This is a genomic window from Streptomyces sp. NPDC001668, assembly GCF_042893155.1.
Classification (GTDB): Bacteria; Actinomycetota; Actinomycetes; order Streptomycetales; family Streptomycetaceae; genus Streptomyces.
Genome location: NZ_JBIAUQ010000020.1, coordinates 48,906 through 75,440, shown reverse-complemented (window position 1 = coordinate 75,440; position 26,535 = coordinate 48,906). Strand labels below are relative to the sequence as shown.

22 protein-coding genes and 1 riboswitch are annotated in these 26,535 nt (G+C 72.2%); of the genes, 11 read left to right on the top strand and 11 right to left on the bottom strand.

All coding sequences use genetic code 11. The annotated features are described in order from the left end of the window. Positions 1-128 precede the first annotated feature (128 nt). The gene (trpS, locus tag ACFYZ8_RS39995; RefSeq protein WP_359036583.1) at positions 129-1,142 is read right to left on the bottom strand and encodes a tryptophan--tRNA ligase; all 1,014 of its coding nucleotides are present in this window, start codon (positions 1,140-1,142) and stop codon (positions 129-131) included. 390 nt (positions 1,143-1,532) lie between these two features. Here trpS and ACFYZ8_RS39990 point away from each other — a divergent pair, with 390 nt between their 5' ends. After that, positions 1,533-2,177, top strand: coding sequence for a hypothetical protein (locus ACFYZ8_RS39990; protein WP_388541265.1), 645 nt, complete (start codon positions 1,533-1,535; stop codon positions 2,175-2,177). Positions 2,178-2,215: 38 nt separating this feature from the next. Here ACFYZ8_RS39990 and ACFYZ8_RS39985 read toward each other — a convergent pair whose 3' ends face one another. Together ACFYZ8_RS39985 and ACFYZ8_RS39980 are read right to left on the bottom strand one after the other, a co-directional pair. Then, complete coding sequence (locus tag ACFYZ8_RS39985; RefSeq protein ID WP_359036585.1) at positions 2,216-3,667, bottom strand: glycine hydroxymethyltransferase; 1,452 nt, start codon at positions 3,665-3,667, stop codon at positions 2,216-2,218. A 41-nt stretch (positions 3,668-3,708) separates the two neighbouring features. After that, positions 3,709-3,798, bottom strand: a riboswitch (ZMP/ZTP riboswitch). 111 nt (positions 3,799-3,909) lie between these two features. Continuing rightward, positions 3,910-4,761, bottom strand: coding sequence for an LLM class flavin-dependent oxidoreductase (locus ACFYZ8_RS39980; protein WP_388541115.1), 852 nt, complete (start codon positions 4,759-4,761; stop codon positions 3,910-3,912). A 261-nt stretch (positions 4,762-5,022) separates the two neighbouring features. Here ACFYZ8_RS39980 and ACFYZ8_RS39975 point away from each other — a divergent pair, with 261 nt between their 5' ends. The 7 genes from ACFYZ8_RS39975 (at position 5,023) to ACFYZ8_RS39945 (ending at position 14,030) form a co-directional block, all read left to right on the top strand. Beyond that, positions 5,023-5,886 carry a hypothetical protein gene (locus ACFYZ8_RS39975; protein WP_388541262.1) on the top strand — a complete coding sequence of 288 codons (864 nt, stop codon included), beginning with the start codon at positions 5,023-5,025 and terminating at the stop codon, positions 5,884-5,886. Positions 5,887-6,029: 143 nt separating this feature from the next. Beyond that, a complete protein-coding gene (locus tag ACFYZ8_RS39970) occupies positions 6,030-6,608 on the top strand; it encodes an antibiotic biosynthesis monooxygenase (protein ID WP_359036589.1) in 579 nt (192 codons plus the stop codon). Positions 6,609-6,637: 29 nt separating this feature from the next. Next, a complete protein-coding gene (gene pabB, locus ACFYZ8_RS39965) occupies positions 6,638-8,902 on the top strand; it encodes an aminodeoxychorismate synthase component I (protein ID WP_388541112.1) in 2,265 nt (754 codons plus the stop codon). Next, the gene (locus tag ACFYZ8_RS39960) at positions 8,899-10,428 is read left to right on the top strand and encodes an AMP-binding protein (protein WP_388541111.1); all 1,530 of its coding nucleotides are present in this window, start codon (positions 8,899-8,901) and stop codon (positions 10,426-10,428) included. The genes pabB and ACFYZ8_RS39960 overlap by 4 nt, the downstream gene beginning before the upstream one ends. Before the next feature lie 56 nt (positions 10,429-10,484). Beyond that, the gene (locus ACFYZ8_RS39955; RefSeq protein WP_388541108.1) at positions 10,485-12,047 is read left to right on the top strand and encodes a class I adenylate-forming enzyme family protein; all 1,563 of its coding nucleotides are present in this window, start codon (positions 10,485-10,487) and stop codon (positions 12,045-12,047) included. Next, positions 12,044-13,213 (top strand): FAD-dependent oxidoreductase, encoded by a 1,170-nt coding sequence (locus tag ACFYZ8_RS39950; RefSeq protein ID WP_388541105.1) that lies wholly within the window; start codon positions 12,044-12,046, stop codon positions 13,211-13,213. Before ACFYZ8_RS39955 ends, ACFYZ8_RS39950 begins: the two co-directional genes overlap by 4 nt. 13 nt (positions 13,214-13,226) lie before the next feature. After that, entirely contained in the window at positions 13,227-14,030 is an 804-nt protein-coding gene (locus ACFYZ8_RS39945) for an aminotransferase class IV (protein WP_388541102.1), read from the top strand. 52 nt (positions 14,031-14,082) lie between these two features. Here the strand turns inward: ACFYZ8_RS39945 and ACFYZ8_RS39940 are convergent, their stop codons facing one another. Both ACFYZ8_RS39940 and ACFYZ8_RS39935 read right to left on the bottom strand, forming a co-directional pair. Further along, positions 14,083-14,568 (bottom strand): carboxymuconolactone decarboxylase family protein, encoded by a 486-nt coding sequence (locus ACFYZ8_RS39940; protein ID WP_359036601.1) that lies wholly within the window; start codon positions 14,566-14,568, stop codon positions 14,083-14,085. A 73-nt stretch (positions 14,569-14,641) separates the two neighbouring features. Beyond that, entirely contained in the window at positions 14,642-16,033 is a 1,392-nt protein-coding gene (locus ACFYZ8_RS39935) for a PLP-dependent aminotransferase family protein (RefSeq protein WP_388541099.1), read from the bottom strand. Positions 16,034-16,079: 46 nt separating this feature from the next. On the opposite strand from ACFYZ8_RS39935, the gene ACFYZ8_RS39930 reads away from it, so the two are divergent. From ACFYZ8_RS39930 to ACFYZ8_RS39920, 3 genes are read left to right on the top strand one after another with little or no spacing between them, the layout of a single operon-like run. Next, positions 16,080-16,577, top strand: coding sequence for a carboxymuconolactone decarboxylase family protein (locus ACFYZ8_RS39930; RefSeq protein WP_388541096.1), 498 nt, complete (start codon positions 16,080-16,082; stop codon positions 16,575-16,577). Continuing rightward, positions 16,574-17,017, top strand: coding sequence for a carboxymuconolactone decarboxylase family protein (locus ACFYZ8_RS39925; RefSeq protein WP_388541095.1), 444 nt, complete (start codon positions 16,574-16,576; stop codon positions 17,015-17,017). The genes ACFYZ8_RS39930 and ACFYZ8_RS39925 overlap by 4 nt, the downstream gene beginning before the upstream one ends. Then, positions 17,014-17,736, top strand: a complete 723-nt coding sequence (locus ACFYZ8_RS39920; RefSeq protein WP_388541092.1) for an isocitrate lyase/phosphoenolpyruvate mutase family protein — start codon at positions 17,014-17,016, stop codon at positions 17,734-17,736. Before ACFYZ8_RS39925 ends, ACFYZ8_RS39920 begins: the two co-directional genes overlap by 4 nt. 6 nt (positions 17,737-17,742) lie before the next feature. Here the strand turns inward: ACFYZ8_RS39920 and ACFYZ8_RS39915 are convergent, their stop codons facing one another. The 6 genes from ACFYZ8_RS39915 to ACFYZ8_RS39890 form a co-directional block, all read right to left on the bottom strand. Beyond that, positions 17,743-18,690 (bottom strand): ABC transporter substrate-binding protein, encoded by a 948-nt coding sequence (locus tag ACFYZ8_RS39915; RefSeq protein WP_359036611.1) that lies wholly within the window; start codon positions 18,688-18,690, stop codon positions 17,743-17,745. Between the two features lies 1 nt (position 18,691). After that, a complete protein-coding gene (locus ACFYZ8_RS39910) occupies positions 18,692-20,635 on the bottom strand; it encodes an ABC transporter permease (RefSeq protein WP_388541089.1) in 1,944 nt (647 codons plus the stop codon). Then, positions 20,635-21,741, bottom strand: coding sequence for a glycine betaine/L-proline ABC transporter ATP-binding protein (locus tag ACFYZ8_RS39905; RefSeq protein WP_388541086.1), 1,107 nt, complete (start codon positions 21,739-21,741; stop codon positions 20,635-20,637). The genes ACFYZ8_RS39910 and ACFYZ8_RS39905 overlap by 1 nt, the downstream gene beginning before the upstream one ends. Beyond that, on the bottom strand, positions 21,741-23,270 hold the full coding sequence (locus ACFYZ8_RS39900; RefSeq protein ID WP_388541084.1) for a GMC family oxidoreductase: 1,530 nt from the start codon (positions 23,268-23,270) through the stop codon (positions 21,741-21,743). Before ACFYZ8_RS39900 ends, ACFYZ8_RS39905 begins: the two co-directional genes overlap by 1 nt. A gap of 47 nt (positions 23,271-23,317) precedes the next feature. Beyond that, positions 23,318-24,844, bottom strand: coding sequence for an aldehyde dehydrogenase family protein (locus ACFYZ8_RS39895; RefSeq protein WP_359036619.1), 1,527 nt, complete (start codon positions 24,842-24,844; stop codon positions 23,318-23,320). 442 nt (positions 24,845-25,286) lie between these two features. Continuing rightward, entirely contained in the window at positions 25,287-26,504 is a 1,218-nt protein-coding gene (locus tag ACFYZ8_RS39890; RefSeq protein WP_388541082.1) for a hypothetical protein, read from the bottom strand. Between the last annotated feature and the right edge of the window lie 31 nt (positions 26,505-26,535).

Below are 26,535 nucleotides of genomic sequence, written 5' to 3'. Positions count from 1 at the left end.
ACTGTACGGCCACGGCTGTGCTGTGGGCAGGCGCAGGCATAGTGATGTGCAGCGCTCTGCCCGGTGGTGCTGGTGTGCGGTGGTACGCCCGGTGCCCGGCGGCCGGTGCCGACGGGCTGTCCCGGCGATCAGTGTTTGGCGGGCAGGAAACCCACCTTCTCGTACGTCTGCGAGAGGGTCTCGGCGGCGACCGCGCGGGCCTTCTCGGCGCCCTTGGCCAGGAGCGAGTCCAGCGTCTCCGGGTCGTCCAGGTACTGCTGGGTGCGCTCCCGGAACGGCGTCACGAACTCGACGACGACCTCGGCGAGGTCCGTCTTGAGCGCGCCGTAGAGCTTGCCCTCGTACTGCCGCTCCAGCTCGGGGATGCCGGTGCCGGTCAGGGTCGAGTAGATGGTGAGGAGGTTGCTGACGCCCGGCTTGTTCTCGGCGTCGTAGCGGATGACGGTGTCGGTGTCCGTGACCGCGCTCTTGACCTTCTTGGCGGTGGCCTTCGGCTCGTCGAGGAGGTTGATGAGGCCCTTCGGCGTGGACGCCGACTTGCTCATCTTGATCGACGGGTCCTGGAGGTCGTAGATCTTCGCCGTCTCCTTGAGGATGTACGGCTTCGGGATCGTGAAGGTCTCGCCGAAGCGGCCGTTGAAGCGGGTGGCGAGGTCGCGGGTCAGCTCGACGTGCTGACGCTGGTCCTCGCCCACCGGGACCTCGTTGGCCTGGTAGAGCAGGATGTCCGCGACCTGGAGGATCGGGTACGTGAACAGGCCGACGCTCGCGCTGTCGGCGCCCTGCCGGGCGGACTTGTCCTTGAACTGGGTCATGCGGGAGGCCTCGCCGAAGCCGGTGAGGCAGTTCATGACCCAGGCGAGCTGGGCGTGCTCGGGGACGTGGCTCTGGACGAAGAGCGTGCAGCGCTCGGGGTCGAGACCCGCGGCGAGGAGCTGGGCGGCGGCCAGGCGGGTGTTGGCCGTGAGCTCCTTCGGGTCCTGCGGAACCGTGATCGCGTGCAGGTCGACGACCATGTAGAACGCGTCGTGGGACTCCTGGAGGGCCACCCACTGGCGCACGGCGCCGAGGTAGTTGCCGAGGTGGAACGAGCCTGCGGTGGGCTGGATTCCGGAGAGCACGCGGGGACGATCAGAGGCCATGCCCACCATTCTCTCAGGTGTGGGGGGCCGATCCGGAACCGGTCGGAAACAGATGTGCCACGGGTGGGAACCGATTCGGTCCGGGCGGTGCACCCATCGTGTGAGGACGCGGGAGGGGGGCCGGCAGCGGACCGCCGGGCCGACGGCCCTTGGATCAGTGCCCGCGAAGTGGGAAACCCGGCGTGCCGCCCGGTGTACCAGAAGTGACACGCGGCTCGCGGACGGGCGCTGGGATTTACGCGATGTGTGACGAAAGGACGTGCTCGCGAGCTTGAGGAAGCGAGGCTGAGTCGATCGAGGGGGATGGCAGTGCGGAACAGACTCGGAGAACCGCGGCCCGGGCCGCGCAGGGCGCTCGCGGCACTCGCGCCATTGGCCGCGGTGGTGACCGTGCTCACCGCACCCGCGGCCGACGCGGCGACACCGCCGACGCGGGAGGCGGGCCTGGACAGGCCTGACCTGGCGATGGTCGTCACCGGCGGCTCCGGCCGCACGCGGGCCGTGCGTGCCGACGAACCGTACTTCACTCGCCTGTGGCAGCTCCTGGAGCCGACGTACACCGCCACCGAGCGGGTCTCGGACGCCTGGGAGAAGGGCCGGTATCCGGCGGTGCGGTTCACCGTGCTGTGGGGGCTGACCGGGGTCGGCGGCCGGCCTCGGACGGATTCGGCGCCGGGTGGTGATGTGGCGATGGCGCGCCAGGACCAGCTGTTCCTGGCGGGGGACGGCACACCGTGGGTGCGCTCGGATCCGGCGCCGGAGCGGGAGGACGACGACATCCGTTGGCACCGGGCTCCGCGGGCGGTCTTCGATCAGTTGGACCGGGTGGGCCTCGCGGGCGGTGCCGGGGAGGGGCAGGACGAGGGTTCCAAGGGTGCGGCGGGCCCGGAGCGCGGTGTGTGGTGGGCGGTGCCGGGGCTGGTCGTGGGCTTCGCGGCCGGAGTCGGTGGCACGCGTCTGATACGCCGCGCGGCGGCCGGGCCGGGAGCCGGGCCGCCGCGGGAGGAGCCACGCCAGGAACTCATCGATCTCTAGGAGTCACCGGTCTGTGACAACTCAAGAGAGGACGTGGGTCAGCCGAGGTCGATCTCCGGGTAGAGCGGGAAGCCGGCCACGAGGTCGGTGGCCCGGCGGGAGATCTCGTCCGCGACCTTCGGGTCCAGGATGTGCTGGGCCTTGGAGGGGGCGCCCGACTTGGTGGTGCCCGGCTCCGTGGTGGTGAGGACGCGGTCGATGAGACCGGCGACCTCGTCCATCTCGGCGGTGCCGAGACCACGGGTGGTCAGGGCGGGGGTGCCGATGCGGATGCCGGAGGTGTACCAGGCGCCGTTGGGGTCGGCCGGGATGGCGTTGCGGTTGGTGACGATGCCCGACTCGAGCAGGGCGGCCTCGGCCTGGCGGCCGGTGAGGCCGTAGGAGGAGGCCACGTCGATCAGGTTGAGGTGGTTGTCGGTGCCGCCGGTGACCAGGGTGGCGCCGCGGCGCATCAGGCCCTCGGCCAGGGCGCGGGAGTTGTCGACGATCCGCTGGGCGTAGTCCTGGAAGGAGGGCTGCCTGGCCTCGGCCAGGGCGACGGCCTTGGCGGCCATGACGTGCGGGAGCGGGCCGCCGAGGACCATCGGGCAGCCGCGGTCGACCTGGTCCTTGAGGGAGTCGTCGCACAGCACCATGCCGCCGCGCGGGCCGCGCAGGGACTTGTGGGTGGTCGTGGTGACGATCTGGGCGTGCGGGACCGGGTCGAAGTCGCCGGTGAGGACCTTGCCGGCGACGAGACCGGCGAAGTGGGCCATGTCGACCATGAGCGTGGCGCCGACCTCGTCGGCGATCTCGCGCATGATCCGGAAGTTCACCAGGCGGGGGTAGGCCGAGTAGCCGGCGACGATGATCAGCGGCTTGAACTCGCGGGCCGAGGCGCGCAGGGCGTCGTAGTCGACGAGGCCGGTGGCGGGGTCGGTGCCGTAGGAGCGCTGGTCGAACATCTTGCCGGAGATGTTCGGGCGGAAGCCGTGGGTGAGGTGGCCGCCGGCGTCCAGGGACATGCCGAGCATGCGCTGGTTGCCGAAGGCCTGGCGGAGCTCGGCCCAGTCGGCGTCGGAGAGGTCGTTGACCTGGCGGACGCCGGCCTTCTCCAGCGCGGGGACCTCGATGCGCTGGGCGAGGACGGACCAGAAGGCGACGAGGTTGGCGTCGATGCCGGAGTGCGGCTGGACATAGGCGTGGCGGGCGCCGAAGAGCTCCTTGGCGTGCTCGGCGGCCAGGGACTCGACGGTGTCGACGTTGCGGCAGCCGGCGTAGAAGCGGCGGCCGACCGTGCCCTCGGCGTACTTGTCGCTGAACCAGTTGCCCATCGCGAGGAGGGTGGCCGGGGAGGCGTAGTTCTCGGAGGCGATCAGCTTGAGCATCTCGCGCTGGTCGTGGACCTCCTGGCCGATGGCGTCGGCGACGCGCGGCTCGACGGCGCGGATCACGTCGAGGGCGGCGCGGAAGGCCGTGGACTCGGTGGACAGGGGCTGCTGCTCTGACATGGCGGCCTCCGGGCTGCGTGGCTTGAAGCGGTCACGGATCACGGTTCGGCCCAGGCGCACGGCACTTGGTCACTCACAGGCCGCTCCCCGATGGTCCGTCCCATCCCAGCGCGCCAGTCACGGCCTGTCGGCCAGCCTACCGGCCGCGTCGAAGGGCACCTGTGCGGCGTCCACCATGCGAGCGACGGCTTCGAGGCCGGGCCGGGGTCTCCGGGCCCCGAAGCCGTGGCGTGCGGTGGACGTCAGAACAGCGTGTCGGCGAGGCGGTCGATCTGGTCGGGGTCCGAGGCCCAGCAGTAGAGCATCACCTCGTCGGCGCCGATGCCGACGTAGGCGTCGACGGCCTCGCGGATCTGCCGAGCGGTGGTGAGAAGGCCGGCCTCCATGTACTCGACGTGGCCGCTGAAGGCGTAGTAGTCGCGGAGGTTGCGGCGGGCGACTTCCAGGGTGGTGTCCGGGCCCAGAGCGATGTTCGCCTGCGCGACCAGGCGGGGGCGGCCGGGGCGGTCGTGTTTCTGCCAGGACGCTTCGGCGGCGCGGAACAGGTCGGACATGAAGGAGGGCGGCAGAGCGGCGCCGAGGAAGCCGTCGCCGAAGCGGCCGACGCGGTCCAGGGCGGCGGGGGCGAAGCCGCCGAACAGGACCTCGGGGCCGCCGGGGGTGGTGGGGGCGGGGCCGATGGGGCCGACGCCTTCGCCGTAGGGCTCGCCGGACCAGGCGCGGCGCAGCAGGGTCAGCTGTTCGTCGAGGCGGCGGCCCCGGCGGTGGAGGTCGACACCGGCGGCCAGGCAGTCGTCCTCGCGGCCTCCGACGCCGATGCCGAGTGTGAAGCGGCCGCCGGAGAGGCGGTCGAGGGTCGCGGTCTGCTTGGCGAGGAGGGCGGTGCTGTGCAGGGGCGCGATCAGCACCTCGGTCTGGACACGGATGCGGGAGGTGGCGCCGGCCAGGGTCGCCAGGGTGACGAGGGGCTCGGGGTTGTCGTAGACGAGCCGGTCGAGCAGGCCGAGGGTGCTGAAGGGGCCCGCGTCGGCGCGCCGGGCCCAGGTGAGCAGCTGGGCGGGGTCGTCGATGGGAAGGCCGAGGCCGATGTTCACGAGAGAGTCCTCCGGAGGGCGTACAGGATCCGCCGGTCGGCCGGATCCGGTGCCGCCCCTCCGTGGTGCCACGCGCTGTGCGTGGACCTGCTCCCGTTCTGCGGCGATGGTTCCAGAGAGCGTGTGCGTCAGAGTGGGCCGACGGTAACGCGGTGGGACGAGGAGCGGCAACGCGTTTTCACCGGGCTCGCGGATCGGGGAGCCCGACCGGGGGCAGCCGCGCCTGTCCCCCTCCCCTAAGGTCACTTCGTGCTCTTTGGAATGGTGTGCGCTCTCGGTGCCGCGGTCTGCTTCGGAACGGCCACCGTGCTGCAGGCGATGGCGGCGCGGACGGCGGACGCGGGCGGCGGTGACGGCGCGGGGACGGCGTTCGCGGTGACGCTGTTCCTGCGGGCGGTCAGGCAGTGGCGGTATCTGGCGGGGCTGGCCCTGGACGGGGTCGGGTTCCTGTTGCAGATCGCGGCGCTGCGGTCGGTCCCGATCTACGCGGTCGGCGCGGCGCTCGCGTCGAGTCTCGCGGTGACCGCGGTGGTGTCGGCTCGGCTGCTGCGGGTTCGGCTGAGCGGCGGCGAGTGGGGCGCGGTCGGGGTGGTGTGCGCGGGGATGGCGCTGCTGGGGATCGCGTCCGGCACGGAGGGCGACCAAGGCGGTCCCGCGGCCTTGGCGTACGCGATGCTCGCAACGGCCCTGACCGTGCTGGCGCTCGCGCTGCTGGGTGGGCGGCTGCCGGAGCGGGGGCGGGCGCTGGCGCTCGGACTGGGGGCGGGTTTCGGGTTCGGGGTGGTCGAGGTGGCGGTGCGGCTGATCGACTCGCTCGCGCCGTCCGCACTGGTGGCCGATCCGGCGACGTACGCGCTTCTCGTCGGCGGTGCCGCGGCCTTTCTGTCGCTGACCTCGGCGCTGCGGCAGGGGTCGGTGACGACGGCGACCGCCGGGATGGTGATCGGGGAGACGATCGGGCCCGCGCTGGTGGGCGTGGTGTGGCTCGGGGACCGTACCCGGGAGGGGCTGGCGTGGGCCGCGGTGCTGGGTTTCGCGGTGGCCGTCGTGGGGGCGTTGGCGCTGGCCAGGTTCGGAGAGGCCCCGGCGAATAGCGCTCCGCAATCTCCCGCCCGAATTCCGTGAGGGCCGGGCGAGTTGCTTTCGGAACAACTCGGCAGAGTGAGTCATGGCGACCGAAAGGCCGATAAAGAGTCACGATCCGGACACCCGAAAAGACTCTCGTTGAATATTTGAACGTACGGTGAAGGTCTTGCGTATACGACGGGGTGAGCAGTAATCCCGTCACCGTCACCGTGGCCTTTCACGTGGTGCCGGGCCGTGAGGCCGACTTCCATTCGTGGGGGTGGGCCATGCTGGCCGCGAGTTCGCAGCAGCCGGGCTTCCTGGGGGGTGGCGTTCTTGTCGACCGAGAGGCGGAGTGGCATGTGGTCTATCGCTTCGTCAGCGAGGGAGCGGCTCGGGCCTGGGAGGATTCGGCCGCCCGGACCCAGTGGGACGCCCGGGCGGTGGGCTTCGCCCGGGAGACGGAGCGCAGGAGTGTGCGGGGCTCCAAGATGTGGTTCGAGTCCCAGACCGCCACACCGAAAGCGCCCGTGCCGCCGGCGAAATGGAAACTGTGGTTCGTGAACATGAGCGCGGTTTTTCCGCCGGTGCTCCTGTTCAATCTGATTGTTCTTCCTTATCTCGGCGGACTCAATCCGCTGGTCCGCACACTGCTGTTGTGCCTGTGTGTGACGGCTCTCGTCACCTGGATTCTCATGCCTCGGCTCCAGCGTTTCTTCAGGAAATGGCTGTATCCGCCGCTTCAGGCCCTTCGCGGACGGCACAAAAGACGGACCGCATAGGTCCGGAACGAACTGAGGGAGGTGGGCGGGTGAAGACCCTGCTCATCGACAATTACGACTCGTACACGTACAACCTGTTCCAGCTGGTCGCCGAGGTCAACGGTGAGGAACCGGTCGTCGTCCTGAACGACGAGGTCGGCGGTCTTTCCGAGCTCGGGGAATACCTCGGGCGGTTCGACAATGTCGTGATCTCGCCCGGACCCGGGCACCCGGCCGCCTCACGTGACTTCGGACTGAGCGGCGCCGTGCTCGCCGAGTCGTCGATCCCCGTGCTGGGCGTCTGTCTGGGGCACCAGGGCATCGCGCTCGGGGAAGGGGGCCGGGTGGAGCCCGCCCCGGAGCCGCGGCACGGACATCTGTCCGTGGTCCGGCACGACGGGCGGGACCTGTTCCGGGGGCTGCCGCAGGACTTCACCGCGGTCCGCTACCACTCCCTGGCCGTGCCCGAGCCGCTTCCGCCGACGCTGGAGCCAACCGCCTGGGCCGAGGACGGTGTCCTGATGGGGCTCAGGCATCGCAGCCGGCCGGTGTGGGGTGTGCAGTTCCATCCGGAGTCCGTGCTCACCGAGTACGGCCACCGCATGCTGGTCAACTTCCGCAACCTCACGGCGGAACGGGCCCGCAGACCGCGCACGAAGAACACCGCCGTGCCCCCGCCCGAGGCGGTCGTCCCCCGGCCCTCGCGGATCGTCCCGCGGCCCCGGCAGGCCGCTCCCGCGTATCGGCTGCACACGCGTCGCATAGCCGGCGCGGTCGACACGGAGGCCGCCTTCACCCGGATGTACGCGGCGTCGCGGCGGGCGTTCTGGCTGGACAGCGCGCTGGTCGAGGAGGGGCGTGCACGGTTCTCGTTCTTCGGGGACGACAGCGGTCCGCTCGCGGAGTTCGTCCGCTACGACGTCGAGAGCGGCCGGTGCGAGATCGAGCGGGCCGGGCGGCCGACGCGGAAGGTCGCGGCGAGCGTGTTCGACTATCTCGGGCGGCAGTTGACGAGCCGCCGGGTGGACGGCGCCGGACTGCCCTTCGACTTCACCGGCGGCTATGTCGGGTACTTCGGCTACGAGACGAAGGCCGACTGCGGGTCACCGAACCGGCACACCTCCGATGTCCCGGACGCCTGCTGGCTGTTCGCCGACCGGCTGATCGCCGTGGACCATCTGAGGAGGTTCACCTACGCGGTCTGCCTGGCCGAGGACACCCCGCAGGCCGCGCGGGAGGCCGAGGACTGGCTGGAGAGCGCGCTGGCCCAGCTGACCTTCGTCGCCACCGAGCCGGACCGGGCGGCGGCACCGGCTCTGTCGGCGCCCGGCACACCCGGCGCGGCCACCACACCCACCGGCCCCGCCACGGAGACCGGCGCCGGTCTCGAGGCCGCCGAGCCCTGGCTGGCGCGGGACCGGGCGGGCTATCTCGCCGACATCGAGGCCTGTGGACGTGAGCTGCGCGCGGGCACCAGTTACGAGGTCTGTCTGACGAACGCGGCCCGGTTACCCGCCCCGCCGGACGCGTACGAGTTCTACCGGGTGCTGCGCCGGGTCAACCCGGCCCCCTACGCGGCGTTCCTGAGGTTCGGGGAGGTCGACGTGGCCGGTTCCTCGCCCGAGCGGTTCCTGCGGATCACCCCGGACGGGGTCGCCGAGGCCCGGCCCATCAAGGGCACCGCGCCGCGCGGGGCCGGGCCGGAGGAGGACGCCCGGCTGCGGGACGCGCTGGCGGCCGACGCCAAGACGCGCGCCGAGAACCTGATGATCGTCGACCTGCTCCGCAACGACCTGGGCAAGGTGTGCCGGACCGGGTCGGTGCGGGTGACCCGGCTGATGGCCACGGAGACGTACGCGACCGTGCACCAGCTCGTGTCCACCGTGGAGGGGCGGCTGCGGGAGGGGATCGACGCGGTGAAGTGCGTGCGGGCGTGTTTCCCCGGCGGCTCGATGACCGGGGCGCCGAAGCTGCGCACGATGGAGATCATCGACTCCCTGGAGACCGAGGCCCGTGGGGTCTACTCCGGCGCCCTGGGTTATCTCGGGTGCGGTGGGGGCGCGGATCTCAGCATCGTGATCCGTACGGCGGTGTTCGCCGACGGGCTGATGCAGCTGGGTGCCGGGGGCGCCATCGTCCTCGACTCCGATCCGGTCGCCGAGTACGACGAGATGCTGCTGAAGACCGCGGCCCAGATGACAGCCCTGCACCTGCACACCGCGGAGCGGACGGCGGAGCAGCGGCGGCACACGGCGGTCCGCGCGGATGCCCGCGGCGGACATCCGGCCACGGCCACCGAGGAGACCGTCCGATGACGACTGCGCAGTCCGTGCTGTCCCCGGCCGGTTTCGACGCCGCCCCCGGCAACCTCGCCGCCCAGCTCGCCGATCTCGCCGAGCGGCGCGGCTGGGTGGACCGGCCCGCCTTCCACCAGGGCCACCGGGCCTGGACCCACGGTGAGGTGCACGCGCTCGCGGCCCGGGCGGCCACCGTGCTCGCCGGTCACGGCGTCGGGGCGGGTGACCGGGTGGTGCTGGCGTTGCCGGACGGGATCGCCTGGGTGGCGGCCTTCCTCGCCGTCGCGCGTCTCGGAGCGGTCGCCGTCCTCGTCAACCCGGAGCTCCCCGCGGCGGACCACGCGTTCATGGCCGCGGACGCCGAAGCCGCGCTGTGTGTGACGGGGCCGGGTCTCGAGGACCGGTTCGCCGGGCGGCCCCGGCTCGGCGCCGACCAGCTGCTGGCGCTCACCGCCTCCGCCGGGCCGGCGCCCGCCCACCCGGTCGACGCGCACACGCCGTTGTACGTCCAGTACACGTCGGGCACCACGGGCCGTCCCAAGGGGGTCGTGCACACGCACGGCGACCCGAAGGCGTACCACGACCTGATCGGGCGGCGGCTGCTCAGGGTGACCGCGGACGACGTGACGCTCTCGGTGTCGAGGCTGTACTTCGCCTACGGCTTCGGGAACGCGTTCGTCTTCCCGCTGTTCTCCGGTTCCTCCGCCGTCCTGGTGGACCGGCGCCCGACCCCGGCGGCCGTGGACGAGCTGGTGGTCCGGCACCGGGTGACACTGCTGTACTCGGTCCCGTCGGCGTACGCCGCGCTGGTGGCCGACCGGGGCAGCGGGCACGAGGGGTGCTTCGCCTCGGTACGGGCCGCGGTGTCGGCCGGTGAGGGGCTTCCGGAGGAGCTGGGCAGGCGGGTCGAGGACCTGCTCGGCGCGCCGGTGCTTGAGCAGATCGGCTCCACCGAGGCCGGTCACGCCTTCTGCGCCAACAGCTTCGACCACCACCACCCGGGCACCGTGGGCCGCCCCGTGCCGGGCTTCGAGGTGGAGCTGCGCGACCGCGCGGGCCACCCGGTCCCGGACGGCACGGAGGGCGAACTGTGGGTGCGTGGCCCCACGGTGACGCCCGGCTATCTCAACCGGCCCGAGGAGACCGGGCGCACCCTGGTCCGCGGCTGGCTGGCCACCCGTGACCGGGCGGTCCGCGAACCCGACGGCACCTTCCGGCACCTGGGCCGCGCCGACGACATGGAGATGGTCGGCGGCATCACCGTCTCGCCGCTGGAGGTGGAGGCCGTACTGCGCACCCACCCGGCGGTGCGGGAGGTCGCCGTCGTGGCCGTCACCGACGGGCGGGGGGTGAGCCGGCTGCGGGCCTTCGTGGTGCCCGTCGCCCCGGCCCCGGACGGGAGCCTCCAGGAGGACCTGCTCCGGCTGGCCCGCGCGGAGCTGGCCGCCTTCAAGGTGCCCAGAAGCGTGAGCCTCGTCCCCTCGCTCCCCCGCACCCCCACCGGCAAGCTCCGCCGGCATCTGGTCCGCCGGGGCGCCTGGTGACCCCATCGAGAGCACCGCACAAGCAGCGTAGAGGCACCGCAGAGAGGAACGGCCCCATGCAAGAACAGCAACCCCCCTTCGCCGACCGGGGGTTCTACCTGGGCCCGGTGTTCCGCCGGGCGGCCGACCGGCACGGTGCCGTCTTCGTCACCCTGGACCGGCCGCTGGACACCCACCCCGCCCTCGGTGTCGATCTGACCTACCCGGCGCTGGCGGAGGTCGTCGAGGAGCTGTCCGGACGCCTCTGGGAGGCAGGCGTGCGGCCCTCGGAGCAGGTGGTCGTGCACAAGTCGGACAACGTCGACATCGTGCTGCTGACCTGCGCGGTCTCCCGGATCGGCGCGGTGCCCGTGCTGCTCTCCCCCGGCCTGGCCGGTGAGGTGGTCGGGGAGTTGATCGAACGGCTCAGGCAGCCGTGGCTGGTCACCGACCGGGCCAAGCTGGAAGGGCCGCTGAAGGGTGTCGGCCTGCGGGTGCGGCAGGTCCTCGCCGTGGACGAGGCGCCGGGGGCCGAGCCGCTGGAGAGGTACGCGGGCAGCGAGCCCCCGCCTCCGGTGCGCCTGCACCCGCGCGAACCGGCGCTGATCACCCACAGTTCGGGCACGACCGGTCTGCCCAAGCTCGCCGTGCACTGCGCGAACACCATGTGGAACCGGCTCGTGCCGCAGAAGGCGATGGGATGGCCGACGCGCGGGGAGACCGCGGCGCTGCACATGTCGTTCGTGCACTCGCGCTTCTACCATCTGCTCGGCGTCCTGCTGCACTTCGGCAGCCCCCTGGTGCTGATCACCGACCCGGACCCGGCCGCCGTGGGGCCGCTGTTCACCCGGCACCGGCCCGGCATCGTGGAGACGCATCCCAACACCTTCGTGCTGTGGGAGGAGCTGGCCGACGCGCCCGGCGCTCCGCTGTCGCGGGTGCGGTCGTACGGCTCGACGTTCGACGCGATCCATCCGCGTACGGTGCGGCGGCTGCTGAACGCCTCGAAGCGCCGTACGCCCTGGCTGATCCAGCTGTACGGGCAGAGCGAGACGGGACCGGTGGCCTTCCAGTGGTTCACCCGGCGCAGCGCTGCGCGCGCGGACGGGCGGCGGGTCGGGATCGGCATACCCGGCTTCACGCGTGTGCGGGTGACGGGTCCGGGCGGTGAGCGGGTGGCCGCCGGGACGAGCGGCCGCATCGAGGCCCGGACCAGGGGCCGCATCCTCACCTATCTCGGCTCGCAGGACCGCTACGACCGCCAACTCCACGACGGCTGGTGGGAGATGGGCGACATGGGCTACCGCAGTCGCCTGGGCACCCTGCATCTGATCGACCGGGAGATCGACCGGATCGACTCCGTGCCCAGCAGTCTGGAGGTCGAGGACGCCCTGATGGAGCGTCTGGAGGAGTTGCGGGAGGTCGTGATCGTGCCGGGTGCGGACCGGGAGCCGGTGCCGGTGGTGTGCGTGCGCGGGGACCGGCCGCTGGACCCGGAGCGCTGGCGGGAGGCGACGGCGGATCTGCCGGCGATGGCCGAGCCGCGGCAGTGGCGGTTCGAGGAGCTGCCGATGACCGCGACCTGGAAGGTGAAGCGGGTCGAGATCACCCGGATGCTGGCGGAGGGTGCGCGCGCGTGACACCGGTCGTGGTGGTCGGCGCCGGGCCCGTGGGCCTGTCGGCGGCGCTCGCGCTGCGGGCGCGCGGCCGGGAGGTCGTACTGCTGGAGGCGGATCCGAAGGACCGTGAACGGCCGGGCAGCCGGGCCCTGTTCGTGCACCGCGAGACGCTCGCCCTGCTGGACGGGATGCAGCCGGGACTGGCCGGCGAGATCACCGCCTACGGGCAGACCTGGCGGACCAGAAGGACCCTGTACCGGGGGCGCGAGGTGTACTCCCGCACCTATCCGCCGAGGGAGGGCCCGCCGCCCTTCACCAGCCTGCGCCAGGTGGACACCGAGCGCTTCCTGCGGGCCGCGTGCGAGCGGGCGGGCGTGGAGTTCGCGTGGGAGGCACGGGTGCTGGGCGTCCGCACGAGCGCGAGCGGGGTGTGGCTGGGCTGCGCCGACGGCCGGGAGTGGAGCTGCGAGTACGCCGTGGCCGCCGACGGCGCCCGGTCCGCCGTACGGGGCGCCCTGGGCATCGCCATGGAGGGCGAGCGGGGCGAGGGCTTCCATGTGGTCGTCGACGTGGCCCATGCCCCGGGTGCCGAGCCGCCGCCCGAGCGGATCTTCCACTACGAGCATCCCGGCGCCGGCGGCCGCAGTGTGATGCGGGTGCCGTTCACCGGGGGCTTCCAGGTCGACCTGCAGTGCCGGGACGACGACCTGGAGGAGGAGTTCGGGACGGAGGAGGCCGTACGGCGCTGGCTGCCGGCGGTCGCGGGCGAGGGGTACGGGGATCGCGTCCTGTGGGTGTCGACGTACCGGTTCCTGCGCAAGGTGGCCGTCTCCTTCACCGATCCGCACCGGCGGGTGCTGCTGGTCGGGGAGGCGGCGCATCTCTTCCCGCCGTTCGGGGCGCGGGGCATGAACAGCGGCATCGCGGACGCCGCGGCCGCCGCGGACGCCGTCGTCGGTGGGACGGTCGAGGACTTCGCGGAGGTACGGCGGTCCGCGGCGCTGTTCAACAGTGCGGCGGCCGGTGCCGCGCTGGACCATCTGCGGCCCCGGCGCCGGATCGTCCGGGCCCGGCAGCGTGCGGCGGCCGCGCTCGCGCCGGTGCTGCCGTGGTGCGGCGCGTGGCTGGAGCACGCGCCGTACGGGCCGCGGCACGGAGCGCCGGTGAACGCCGGTCTGAAGTACTGAGGAGGCAGTGGCTGTGACGGCGACACGACCGGTCGGCGTGGAGGGGCTGTCGGTGTGGTCACCGGCCCGTGGGCTGGCCCCGGCCGCGGAGGTGACGGCACCTCTCCTCGTCGCGGACTCCTGGCTGGTGCGGGACGGCAGGGTGCGGGGGCTCGAACGGCACCGGGAGCGGTTCCTGCGGGCCTGCGGCGAGGCGGGCGGACCACCGCTGCGCAGACTGCTGGAGTTCTGGCGGGACATGACCGACGCGCTGCCCCGCACGGGCGAATGGTTCCCGCGTGTCGAACTCGGGGCCGGCGCGAAGGAGTTGCGGCTGCTGCTGCGGCACGCTCCCCCGCTCGGGACGGGCGTGCGGGTCTGGGCGGCGGGGCAGTCCGACCCTCGGACCGTGCCCCGCCGCAAGGGACCCGACCTCGCCGCGCTCGCCCGGGTGCGGGAGCGGGCGTGCGGCGCGGGCGCGGAGGAGGCGGTGCTGGTCGCGACCTCCGGCTGCGTGCTGGAGGCGGCCACCGCCAGCGTGCTGTGGTGGGAGGAGGACACCCTGTGCCTCCCCCCGCCCAGGCTGCCGGTGCTGCCCGGCGTCACCGTCGCCCTCGTCCGGGAGCGGGCCGGGCGCGAGGGGGTCCCCGTGGCCCACCGCGAGCGGACCGTGGCGGAATTGGAGGGCCGTGAGGTGTGGCTGGTGAACGCCCTGCACGGAATCCGGCCGGTGACGGGGTGGACGGGCGGCGGGTCGCAGAAAGCGGCGCCGGCGGACCGCGCACCGGAATGGCGAGCTTGGCTGGACAACATTATGGAGCCACTGCCGGATAATTAGAGCAGCGAACCGGACGGGTATCGGCACTTCATGCCGATACCCGTATTCGGCGTTATTTCTTGGCCGGCTGATAACCCCCCGGAACCATCCGCGTGGCGATGGCGATCCGGTTGTAGGCGTTGATGACGGTCGCCGCCCAGATCAGTGCCGCGATCTGGGGCTCCTCGAAGACCTCGGCCGCCTCGGCGTAGACCGCGTCCGGTACCCGGCCGTCGTGCACCAGGGTCACGGCCTCGGCCAACGCCAGTGCCGCGCGCTCGCGTCGGGTGAAGAAGGGGGTCTCCCGCCAGGCGTTCAGGGCGTACACGCGCTGCTCGGTCTCGCCGGCCGCGCGGGCGTCCTTGGTGTGCATGTCGATGCAGAAGGCACAGCCGTTGATCTGCGAGGCGCGGATCCGGATCAGTTCGAGGAGTTCAGGTTCGACCTTGGCGTCCTGGGCCGCGGAAACGGCGGCGGCATGCAGGGAACCCATCGCCGCGGACACGTCGGGGGTGATTTTCTTCAGGGCCACACGGGATATGGCTGCACTGTTGTTCATACGGCGACTCTATCCGCGCGACACAATTCGCGTGCCCGGATTCAGGAAGGGCGAAGAGCTGAAGAGAACCGCGTCATTCGGGCAGTACCGCGCACAGTGCCTCCAGCGCCCCCGACCAGGCGTGGTCCGGCGGGGTCCCGTAGCCCACGACGAGCGCGTCACGCCGTTCGACGACGGCTTCGGGGTGCTGGTAGCGATGCAGCCCGTGGACGGCGAGGCCCTGCCAGGCCGCCGCCCGCAGTGTCGGCTGCTCGGTGCCCGGCGGGAGCCGCAGCACCACGTGCAGGCCGGCCGCGATACCGGTGGCGTGGACCCGCGGGGCCCGCCGGGCGAGTTCGGCGACGAGGGCGTCGCGGCGGCGCCGGTAGCGCAGCCGGGCGGCGCGCACATGACGGTCGTAGGCACCGGAGTTCAGGAACTCGGCGAGGGTCAGCTGGTCGAGGGAGCCGCAGACGTCGATGCCGCCCTTGACCGCGAGCACCTCCTCCATGAGGCCGGGCGGCAGCACCAGCCAGCCCAGCCGGAGCCCGGGGGCGAGGGACTTGCTGGCCGTGCCCGCGTGGACGACGTGGTCGGGGTCCAGGCCCTGGAGGGCGCCGACGGGCTGGCGGTCGTAGCGGAACTCGCCGTCGTAGTCGTCCTCGACGACCAGGCCGCCGGTGCGGCGCGCCCACTCGACGACGGCCGACCGGCGGTCGCGGTGCAGGGTGCCGCCCATCGGGAACTGATGGGCGGGGGTGAGCAGTACCGCGTCCTGGTCGGTCAACTCGCGCGGGTCCGTGCCGTGTTCGTCGAACGGCAGGGGGACGGTCCGCAGGCCGGCGGCCGCGAGCAGGTTCCAGTGCACGTCGAGTCCGTACGACTCCACGGCGACCGTGCGGGCTCCCCGGGCCCGCAGGACCGCGCCGAGCAGGCGCAGGCCGTGCGCGAAGCCGGCGCAGACCAGGATGTGCTCGGGGTCGGCGCGGACCCCGCGGGCGCGGGAGAGGTATTCGGCGAGGGCGGTGCGCAGTTCGACGCGGCCGCGCGGGTCGCCGTAGTCGAGGGCCTGGTAGGGGGCGGTGGCGAGGGCGCGGCGGGCGGCCTTGAGCCACTGGGCGCGGGGGAAGGAGGCGAGGTCGGGGGTGCCGGGGACGAGGTTGTGGGTGGGGCGCCCGGGTTCGCGGGGCCGGGGTGCGGCGGTCCCGGCGGGCAGGACGACCGTACGGTCCGAGACGCGTGTGCCCGAGCCCTGGCGGGCGGTGAGCCAGCCCTCGGCGACCAGGTGGGCGTAGGCGTCGGCGACGGTGTTGCGGGCGACGCCCAGGTCGGCGGCGAGGGCGCGGGAGGAGGGCAGCCGGGTGCCGGGGGCCAGGCGGCCGGTGCGGACGGCCTCGCGCAGGGCATCGGTGAGGCCCCGCCGGACGCCTCCTCCGGTGGGTTCCAGATGCAGGTCGACGCCGAAAGTGGCCCACGGTTTCGCCATGGAAGTGGACCATACCCTTGGGCTGCCCGGCTCCTAGGGTCGAGGCATGACCACAGAGGAAACCGCCCGCCACGCCCCCGAGCACACGCCCCGTCTGTCCTGGGCCCAGCACGCCCCCGAGGTCTACAAGGCGATGCTCCGCCTGGACACGGCCGCCCGCCGGGGTCTCGAACCGCGGCTGCTGGAACTGGTGAAGATCCGCGCCTCGCAGTTGAACCACTGCGCGTTCTGCCTCGACATGCACTCCAAGGACGCCCTCGCGGCCGGTGAGAGTGTGGAGCGGATCATCCAGCTCGGCGCGTGGGAGGAGTCACGGCACTTCTACACGGAGAAGGAGGTCGCGGCCCTCGAACTGACCGACGCCGTCACCGTCCTGACCGACGGTTTCGTGCCGGACGAGGTGTACGAGCGGGCCGCCAAGCACTTCGAGGAGGCCGAGCTGGCCCAGCTGATCGCGGCGATCACGGTGATCAACGCGTGGAACCGGTTCGGGGTGACCTGCCGGATGGTCCCGGGCCACTACGAGGCGGGCCGGCACCAGTGAGCCGTACGGACGTCCTCGACCGCGAGGTCGGCCAGGCCCTGTCGGCGCTCAGCGCCACCGCGAAACAGGGACTCGGCGACCCGGCCCTCGCCGAACTGGTCGTCATCCGGGCCTCGCAGCTCAACCACTGCGCGTTCTGCCTGGACATGCATCTCGCGATCGCCCGCAAGCACGGGGTGAGCGAGAAGCAGCTGGACCTGCTCGCCGCGTGGGAGGAGGCCGAGGGCGTCTTCGACGAGCGGGAGCGGGCGGCGCTGGCGCTGACGGAGGCGGTGACGGTGCTCACGGAGGGGTTCGTGCCGGACGACGTGTACGCCATCGCCGCCCAGTACTTCGACGAGGGCCCGCTGGCCCATCTCATCGGGCTGATCGTCGCCATCAACAACTGGAACCGGGTGATGGTCGCCCGCAGGATCCCGCCGGGGGGTCACCGGCCGTGAGGAAGGTGGACGTCTTCCGTGCCCTGCACCGGGGCCGCCTGCCGGGCGACCCCCTCGTCCTGCCGGGCCCCTGGGACGCGGTCAGTGCCCGGGTGTGCGAGGAGGCCGGGTTCCCGGCGCTCGCCACGCCCAGCGCGGGGATCGCGGCCTGCCTCGGGCACGAGGACGGGTCCACGCCTGCCGACGAGATGTTCGCCGCGGTGGCGCGCATCGCGAAGGCGGTGGACATCCCTGTGTCGGCGGACGTCGAGGGCGGGTACGGGCTGGCGCCGAAGGAGCTGGTGGAGCGGCTGCTGGAGGCGGGGGCCGTGGGCTGCAACCTGGAGGACTCCGAGCACGGGGTCCTCAAGGACCCGCGCGAGCACGCCGAGTGGCTCGCCGAGGTGCGGTACGCCGCCGGGGACCAGCTGTTCGTCAACGCCCGGGTGGACACGTTCGCCTACGGCCACGGCGATCCCGAGCAGGCCATCGAGCGGGCCGCGCTGTACGTCGCCGCGGGCGCCGACTGTATCTATCCGATCGGCGCCCCGGTGGACGTCCTGCCGTTGCTGCGGTCCGGGATCCAGGGGCCGCTCAACGTGTTCGGGCGGCTGGACGGCGAGGGCCCCTCGCCCACCGAACTCGGTGAACTCGGGGCCACTCGCGTCACGTTCGGGCCGGGACTCCAGCGGAGGGCGGCCCGGCAGCTGCGGGAGGCCGCCAAGAGCCTCCGCGCCTAGCGGTGTTCAGGACAGCCACGCCTTCCAGGTGGACTCGTGGCCGTCGACCCACTTCTTCGCCGCTTCCTCCGGCGTCAGCTTCTGGTCGGCGATCATCAGGGAGACCTGGTTCTGGTCCTCGGTCGTCCACTTGAACTTCTTCAGGAAGGCCGCCGCCTTGCCGCCGGACTTGGCGAAGTCCGTGTTGAGGTACTTCTGGAGCGGGGTGTGCGGGTAGGCGCAGGCGACCTTCGCCGGGTCCGCGTCGCAGCCCTCCTTGTAGGGGGGCAGCTTCACCTCGGTCATCGGGACCTTCTCGAACAGCCACTGGGGGGCGTACCAGTAGGTCAGGAAGGGCTTCTTCTCCTTGGCGAACTGCTTCATCTGGGTGATCTGCGCGGCCTCCGAACCGGCGAACACCACCTGGTAGTCCAGGTCCAGGTTCTTCACCAGCGCCTTGTCGTTGGTGACGTAGGACGGGGAGCCGTCCATCAGCTGGCCCTTGCCGCCGCTCTCGGCCGTACGGAGCTGCGAGGCGTACTTGTTGAGGTTCTTCCAGTTGGTGACGTCCGGGTGCTGCTTGGCGAAGTACGTCGGGACGTACCAGCCGATGTGCCCGGTCACGCCGAGTCCGCCGCCCGGCGTGATCGTCTTCTTGTCCTTGACGTACCGCTGTTCCTGCTCGGGGTGGCCCCAGTCCTCCAGGATGGCGTCGACCCGGCCCTGGCTGAGCGCGTCCCAGGCGGGCACCTCGTCGACCTGGACGGTGTCGACGCGGTAGCCGAGCTTGTGCTCCAGGAGGTACTGGGCGACGGCCACATTGGCCTGCGCGCCGACCCAGGACTGCACGGACAGGGTCACCGACTTGGCGCCCTGGGCGTTGGCGAAGGGCGAGGCCTGCTTGGTCATGTCGGCGGCACCGCAGCCCGTGAGGAGCAGCAGCGAGCTCGCCGCCGCGATCGTACGGAGTCGCATGTCAGGCTCCCTTCCCCGTGCGGCGTTCCGTCGGCTGGGTGACCCGGTCGAGCATCAGGCCGAGGCAGACGATGGCGGCACCGGCGACCAGGCCGGTCGCCAGGTCGCCCTGGGCCAGGCCGAAGACGGTGTCGTAGCCGAGCGCGCCTCCGCCGACCAGGCCGCCGATGACGACGACGGCGAGGACGAGGACCACGCCCTGGTTGACGGCGAGCAGCAACGCGGGCCGGGCGAGCGGCAGCTGGACCTGGCGCAGCTGCTGCCAGCTGGTGGCACCGAGCGAGCGGGAGGACTCCATCGCGGCCGGGTCGACCTGGCGCAGGCCCTGAGTGGTGATGCGGACCACGGCGGGCAGCGCGTAGACGACGGCCGCCGCCGCGGCGGGCGCGCGGCCCACGCCGAACAGGGCGACGACCGGGATCAGGTACACGAACTGCGGCATGGTCTGGAAGACGTCCAGGACGGGCCTCAGCCACCGCTCGACGCGGTCGCTGCGGGCCGCCGCGATGGCGGTCGCGAAGCCCAGGACGAGGGTGACGGCGACGGCGGCGAGGACCTGCGACAGGGTGTCCAGCGCGGGGGTCCACACGCCGAGGACGCCGATCGCGGCCATGGCGAGGACCGCGGTGAGCGCGGTGCGCCAGGTGCCGATCAGCCAGGCCAGGGTGGCGACGATGAGCAGCACGGACCACCAGGGCAGCCCCTGGAGACCGTTGCGGACCGGGTCGAGGACCCAGGTGGTGAAGTGGCCGGCCCAGTCGGCGGTGCCGCCGATGACGGGGACACCGGAGTAGAGGTGGGCCGTCATCCAGTCGACGGCCCGGTTGACGGGCTCGGCGATGTTCAGGGTCCAGGCGTCGGGCCAGTCGACACGGCCCAGCAGACGTCCGGCGAGCGCCACGACGACGGTCCCGGCGAGGGCGTACGCCCATCGGGCGCGGCTCTGTCCTTCGGTGCCGTCCGCGGCGCCCGCCGCGGCCGTGACCCGGTCGAGGACGACGGCCAGCAGCACGATCGGGATGCCGGCCGCGAGGGCCGCGCCCACGTCGACGGAGGCCAGCGCCTGGTAGACGCGGTCACCGAGGCCGGCGGCGCCGATCACGGACGCGATGACGGCCATCGAAAGGGCCATCATGATCGTCTGGTTGAGGCCGAGGAGGAGCTCCTTGCGGGCCAGCGGGATACGGGCGGTCAGCAGCCGCTGGCGGGCGGTGGTGCCGAGCGACTCGACCGCCTCCAGGACCTCCTTGTCCGCGCCCTGGAGACCGAGCGCGGTGAGGCGGGCCATGGGCGGGGCGGCGTAGACGACGGTCGCGAGGACGGCGGCGGGCACCCCCATGCCGAAGACCAGGACCACCGGGAGGAGGTAGGCGTAGGCGGGCATGACCTGCATGGTGTCCAGGACCGGGCGCAGGATCTTGTCCATGCGGCGGGACAGACCGGCGGCGAGCCCCAGCAGGACGCCGACGACGACCGAGGCGAGCACGGCGACGACCATCAGGGCGAGGGTCTGCATGGTGGGGATCCACATGCCGAGCAGACCGCAGGCGAGGAACGCGGCCGTGGTGCCCAGGGCCAGTCCGACTCCGGCGACGCGCCAGGCGACGAGGGCACCGAGCGCGGTGACGCCGGCCCAGCCCGCGCCGAGCAGGACGAGATACACGGCGCGTACGGAGATCACGACGGCGTTGCTGACGTAGCCGAAGCCGTAGAGGAACAGCGGGTGGCTGTCGCGGTTGTCGATGATCCAGTCACTGGCGCTGCCGAGCGGCTTGGTGAGGTCGACGGTGAGGGCGGTCGGCCAGCTTCCGCTGGCCCAGCGGGCGTTGGCGAGCGGAACGAGGACGGCCGCGGCGAGGGCGATGAGCAGGAGCTTGTGGACCGCCCGGTGCTTGAGCAGGCCGGTGGGCAGGGCGCGGGGTGTGGACGCGGTGACGGTAGCCATCAGACGGCCTCCTTGCGAAGCTCCGTTCCGGCGGCTCCCCCGCCCGGTTCCGTTCCGGCGACGACGCCGAGCAGCCGCTCGTGGTCGACCACGCCGAGGCAGCGGCCGTTCTCCACGACGCAGGCCGGCCTGCCGCTGCCCGCGACGACCTTGATCGCGTCGGCGACCACGGAGTTCGGGGCCAGCGCGCCCGGATGGGTGGGGCCCGCGCAGTCGCCCGGCTTCATGGCCCGGCGGACCGTCATGACCTGTTCGCGCGGCACGTCCCGGACGAACTCGCGGACATAGCCGTCGGCCGGGGAGCCGACGATCTCCTCCGGGGTGCCGAGCTGGACGACCTTGCCGTCGCGCATCAGGGCGATACGGTCGCCGAGCTTGAGCGCCTCGCTCAGGTCGTGCGTGATGAAGACCATCGTGCGGCCCTCCTCGCGGTGCAGGCGCACGACCTCCTCCTGCATGTCCCGCCGGATCAGCGGGTCGAGCGCGCTGAACGGCTCGTCGAACAGGAGGACCTGCGGGTCCACCGCGAGCGCCCGCGCCAGGCCGACGCGCTGCTGCTGGCCGCCGGAGAGCTGGGAGGGCCTGCGCTGTTCCATGCCCTCAAGGCCGACCTTGGCGACGACCTCGGCGGCCCGGGCCCGGCGCTCGGCCTTGCCCACGCCCTGGATCTCCAGGCCGTAGGCCACGTTGTCGAGGACCGTGCGGTGCGGGAGGAGGCCGAAGTGCTGGAAGACCATCGCGGCGCGGTGGCGGCGCAGTTCCCGCAGCCGGGCCTTGTCCATCGCGCGGACGTCCTCGCCGTCGATGCAGATCGTGCCGGCCGTCGGCTCGATGAGCCGGGTCAGGCAGCGCACCAGCGTGGACTTGCCGGAGCCGGACAGGCCCATGACGACGAAGACCTCGCCCTTGCGGACGTCGAAGCTCACGTCACGGACGGCGGCCGTGCAGCCGGTCTGCGCGCGCAGGTCGGCGGGGTCGAGGGCGGACAGTTCGGCGTCCTCGGGAACGCGGTCCGCCTTGGGGCCGAAGACCTTCCACAGCCCGTCGACGGAGAACACGGGATTGTCCGTCGTCGGCGGCTTCTCCATGGTCGCGGTCGTACTCATCACGCACCACCTCCCAGCAGGTCCACGGCTTTCTCACCGACCATGAGCACCCCGATCATCGGGTTCACGGCCGTCATGGTCGGGAACACGGACGCGTCCGCGATGCGGATGCCGTCCAGGCCGCGGATCCTCAACTCGGGGTCCACAACGGCCAGTTCGTCGTCGGCGGCACCCATACGGCAGGTGCCGGCCGGGTGGTACACGGTGTGCGCGACCTTGCGGGCGTACTCGCTCAGCTCCTCGTCACCGGTGATGTCGGGGCCGGGGCACACCTCCCGCTTCAGCCAGTCGGCGAGCGGTTCGGTCGCGGCGATCTCGCGGGCGATCCTGATGCCGTCGACGAGGGTGCGGGCGTCGTAGTCGTCCTCGTCGGTGAAGTACCGGAAGTCGAGGGCGGGCTTGACCTCCGGGTCCGCGCTGGTCAGGTACAGGCGGCCGCGGCTCTTCGGCTTGGGGATGTTCGGGGTCATCGAGACGCCGTACGCCGGGCGTTCGTAGCCGAGGCGCTCGGGGTTGTCGGTGAAGGGGACCTGGTAGAAGTGGAACATCAGGTCCGGGCCCGCGTGGCCGGGGTCGCGGCGCACGAACAGGCCCGCGTCGGAGTCCATCGCGGAGTTCTCGGGGATCGGTCCTTCGGTCTCCCAGACGATGACCGACTCGGGGTGGTCGAGGAGGTTCTCGCCGACGCCCGGCAGGTCGTGGACGACCGGGATGCCGAGGGCTTCGAGGTCCTCGCGGGGGCCGATGCCGGAGTGCAGCAGCAGCCGGGGCGAGTCGACCGCGCCCGCGCACAGGACGACCTCGCGGCGGGCCCTGATCAGGGTCTCCTGACCGTCCTTGGACCGTACGCGCACACCGTCCGCGCGCGTGCCGTCCAGCTCCAGCTTGTACGCCCAGGTCTCCAGCAGGATCGTGAGGTTGGGCCGCTCGTCCATCACCGGGTGCAGGTACGCCACCGACGCGGACGAGCGCTTGTTGTTCTCCGGGTGGTAGGCCAGGTCGAAGAAGCCGACGCCGTCGTCGAAGGGCTTCTTGTTGAAGCCCTCGACCCGGGGGACGTCGAGGGCCTTCTGGGCCGCGTCGACGAAGTCGCGGGCGATCGCGTTCCGGTCCTTCTCGTCGACCGGGACGATGTTGTTCTTCAGCCGGGCGTAGTACGCCTCCATCGGGACCGCGCCCCAGCCCTTGGCGCCGGCCTCCTCCCACTCGTCCCAGTCGGAGGGCAGCGGCTTGAAGGCGATCAGGGTGTTGTGGGAGGAGCAGCCGCCCAGCACCCGGGCGCGGCTGTGCCGGATGTGGGAGTTGCCGCGCGGCTGCTCGGTGGTCGGGTAGTCGTAGTCGAGTTCGCCGCCGAGCAGGCCCATCCAGCGGCGCAGGGTGAGGACGTCGTCCCGGCCGACGTCGCTGGGGCCGCCCTCGATGACGGCGACGGTGACATCGGGGTTCTCGGTGAGGCGGGAGGCTATGACGGAGCCTGCCGTTCCGCCGCCGATGACGACGTAGTCGTACTCCTGTTTGATCTCGGACATGGGGGTACTCCAGGGAAGTCTTGAGAGAGAGGGGAGGGCGAGTGAGCTCAGCCGGCGAACCAGCGCACGGGCTTCGGCGCGAGGTTCTGGTAGACGTGCTTGCTCTCGCGGTACTCGGCGAGGCCGGCGGGGCCGAGCTCGCGGCCCACTCCGCTCTTGCCGAAGCCGCCCCACTCCGCCTGCGGGAGGTAGGGGTGGAAGTCGTTGATCCAGACGGTGCCGTGGCGCAGCCGTCCGGCGACCCGGCGGGCACGGCCGGCGTCGGCGGTCCAGACGGCGCCCGCGAGCCCGTACTCGGTGTCGTTGGCGAGGGCGATCGCCTCCTCCTCGGTGCGGAAGGTCTCGACGGTGAGGACCGGTCCGAAGACCTCCTCCCGCACGACCCGCATCTCGCGGTGGCAGCGGTCGAGGACGGTCGGCTCGTAGAAGTAGCCGTCGGCGGGACGCTCGGGCGACGGCTCGGGACGCTGTCCGCCGGAGCGCAGCACCGCGCCCTCGGCGAGCGCGGAGGCGACGTAGGACTCGACCTTGGCGCGCTGCTGCTCGGAGACGAGCGGCCCGCACTCGACACCGTCCTCGGTGCCGCGGCCGAGGCGGATCTTCGAGGCCCGGCGGGCGAGTTCGGCGACGAAGCGGTCCCGGACGGACTCCTCGACGATGAGGCGTCCGCCCGCGGAACAGACCTGGCCGCTGTGGATGAAGGCGGCGTTGAGGGCCTGGTCGACGGCGGTGTCGAAGCCCTCGGGGGTGGCACAGGCGTCGGCGAAGACCACGTTCGGGTTCTTGCCACCGAGTTCGAGGGCGACCTTCTTGACGGAGGGGGCGGCGGCCTGGGCGACCTTGGTGCCGCTGACCAGGCCGCCGGTGAAGGAGACCAGGTCGACGTCGGGGTGCTCGGCGAGCCGGGCGCCGACGGTGTGGCCGGGGCCGGTCACGATGTTGGCCACGCCTTCCGGCAGTCCGGCCTCGACCAGCAGCTCGATGAGCGCGATGGTCGTCATCGGGGTGATCTCGCTCGGCTTGACCACGAAGGTGTTGCCGGCCGCGAGGGCGGGGGCGATCTTCCAACTGGCCTGGAGGAGCGGGTAGTTCCAGGGGGTGATCAGCGCGCACACACCGACCGGCTCGTGCACGACGACACTGTGGATGTCGGTCGAGCCGGCGTCGACGACCCGGCCGGCCGACTCGCCGGCGACCAGGTCGGCGAAGTAGCGGAAGGCGTCGGCGACACAGTCGATGTCGACCCGGCCCTCCTCCACCGTCTTGCCCGCGTCCCGGCTCTCCAGGAGGCCGAGTTCTTCGCGGTCGCGTACGAGAAGATCGGCGACGCGGCGCAGCAGTGCGGCGCGTTCGGCGACGGGGGTGAGCGGCCAGGGGCCCTGTCCTGAGTCGAAGGCCTGGCGGGCGGCGGCGACCGCCAGGTCGGTGTCCTTCTCGTCACCCTCGGCAACCACGGCGAACGGCCGGGCGTCGGCGGGGTCGAGGATGTCGCGGGTGGCTCCGGAGACGGCTGCGCGCCATTCGCCGCCCGCGTGGATGGTGTGCGGCTCCTGCCGCGCGTGCTGTCCGGCCATGATCGGTGTTGCCTTCCGTTCCTGTTCGGCTCCCCTGAGTCACACGGGTGTCACTCAGGGGGACCGTCGTCGCATGCCCCCGCGACCCGATTGCATGCGCAATGGGTGGCCGAAAGTGTTCTGACTCACTGAACATGCGGGCAAACAGGACGAAAGGCGCGCTGGACGTGCCCAACTTCTGCTGTCGGCGAGCCTCGTCCCGGTCGCCGCCTCAGCCTCAGGCTCACCGACGATCCGAGCGCGCGAGCTGGTCGAGCAGGCGAAGAGGGACGAAGCCGGACGCCGCCTTCTGGAAGGCGCAGGTGCCGGGCGACAGGGCGAGGCAGTGGCCGAGCTCTTGAGGAGACCTGTGACGCGGACGGCAAGAAGGCGGTCCTGTACGTCACTTCGGACGCGCCGCACCGGCTGGTGCGGGCCACGCAGAAGGGCGGCGGGCCCGGCCTCAGTCGATCGCGGCCGGGTCGCAGGCGTAGGGCGCGCAGAAGCCCTGCAACGCGGTGGTCAGGAGTTCCAGTTCGTCCTCGCCACCGTCCTTCTCCGGGCCGTAGGCGGCCACCGCGTAGATGAGGCCGTCCTGGGCGACGAACCGTTCGTCGTAGACGTGCCAGGGGCCCACGTCCGGCTCGCCGCTGAGGGAGTCGGCCCGGTACTCCAGGCGTTCGCCCGTGAAGCCGTTCTCCTCGACGGGCTGGAGGTCCACCTTCTCGAAGCCGTCCGGCTTGGAGGTGTCGGCGGAGAGGTACAGCTCGAAGGACGCCTCCGGGGACTCCTCCGCCACCTGGTACACCTGGAGCCGCCGTTCGCCGTCCGCGCTGCGGTAGTTGACCACGTCGATGCCGAACTTGGACGTCACGGTGGTGCGCGACCAGCCCACGGGCCGGGCGATACGGAACCCCTCCTCGTCCTCGTACAGCTCGTACCCGGCGGGGAGTTCGGGCGCCGAGGCGGTCGGGGACGCGGTGTCCTCGGTCGGCGAGGGGGTCGGCGACGCGTAGGGACCGCTCTGCTGCGAGACGATCCCCGTGGGCGTCGGGCTCACGTCACCGGCCTTGTCGTCCTGGTCCCCACCGCCGACGACCTGCGTCAGCACCAGGGTCACGGCGACCCCGACGGCGGCGACACCGGCGAGCGCGGACCAGACGAGCCGGCGGTTCGTCCCGGCGGAGGGCTCGGGCACGGCCGTCTGGCCGGCGGTCGACCAGCCGGCCCCCGACCACTCGGCCCCCGACCACTCGGCCGACGGCGCGGCCCCGCCGCCCCCGATCTGTTCGGCGGAGGACCAGCCGTCGCCGGGGGCGCCGGCGGTTCCGGGACCGTGCCAGGTGCTGCCGCTTCCGGTGCCGGGCCAGCCTGGGGGCGGTGGCGGTGGCGGTGGCGGGGAGGGAAACGGTCCCGCGGAGCCGCCGGGCCCCGCAGCCGTGTCGCCGGTGTCCGACCCGGCCCTTTCCGACCCGCCCCTTTCCGACCCGGCCGCCGGCGGCCACACGGGCGCGGCGGGACCCGCCGAAGCCGTGGCGTCCGCCTCCACGTCCGCGTCAGCCGGCGGCACGCCCGGTGGGGCCGGGGGCGGCGGGGTGACCGGACCGGTCGCGGTCTCGCCGCCGTCCCCGTCCTCCCACCGCTGCGTCTCCTCGTTCCAGTACCGCACTCCCCCGCTCATGGCGTCCCCTTCCCGCTCGCCCCGCAGCGCT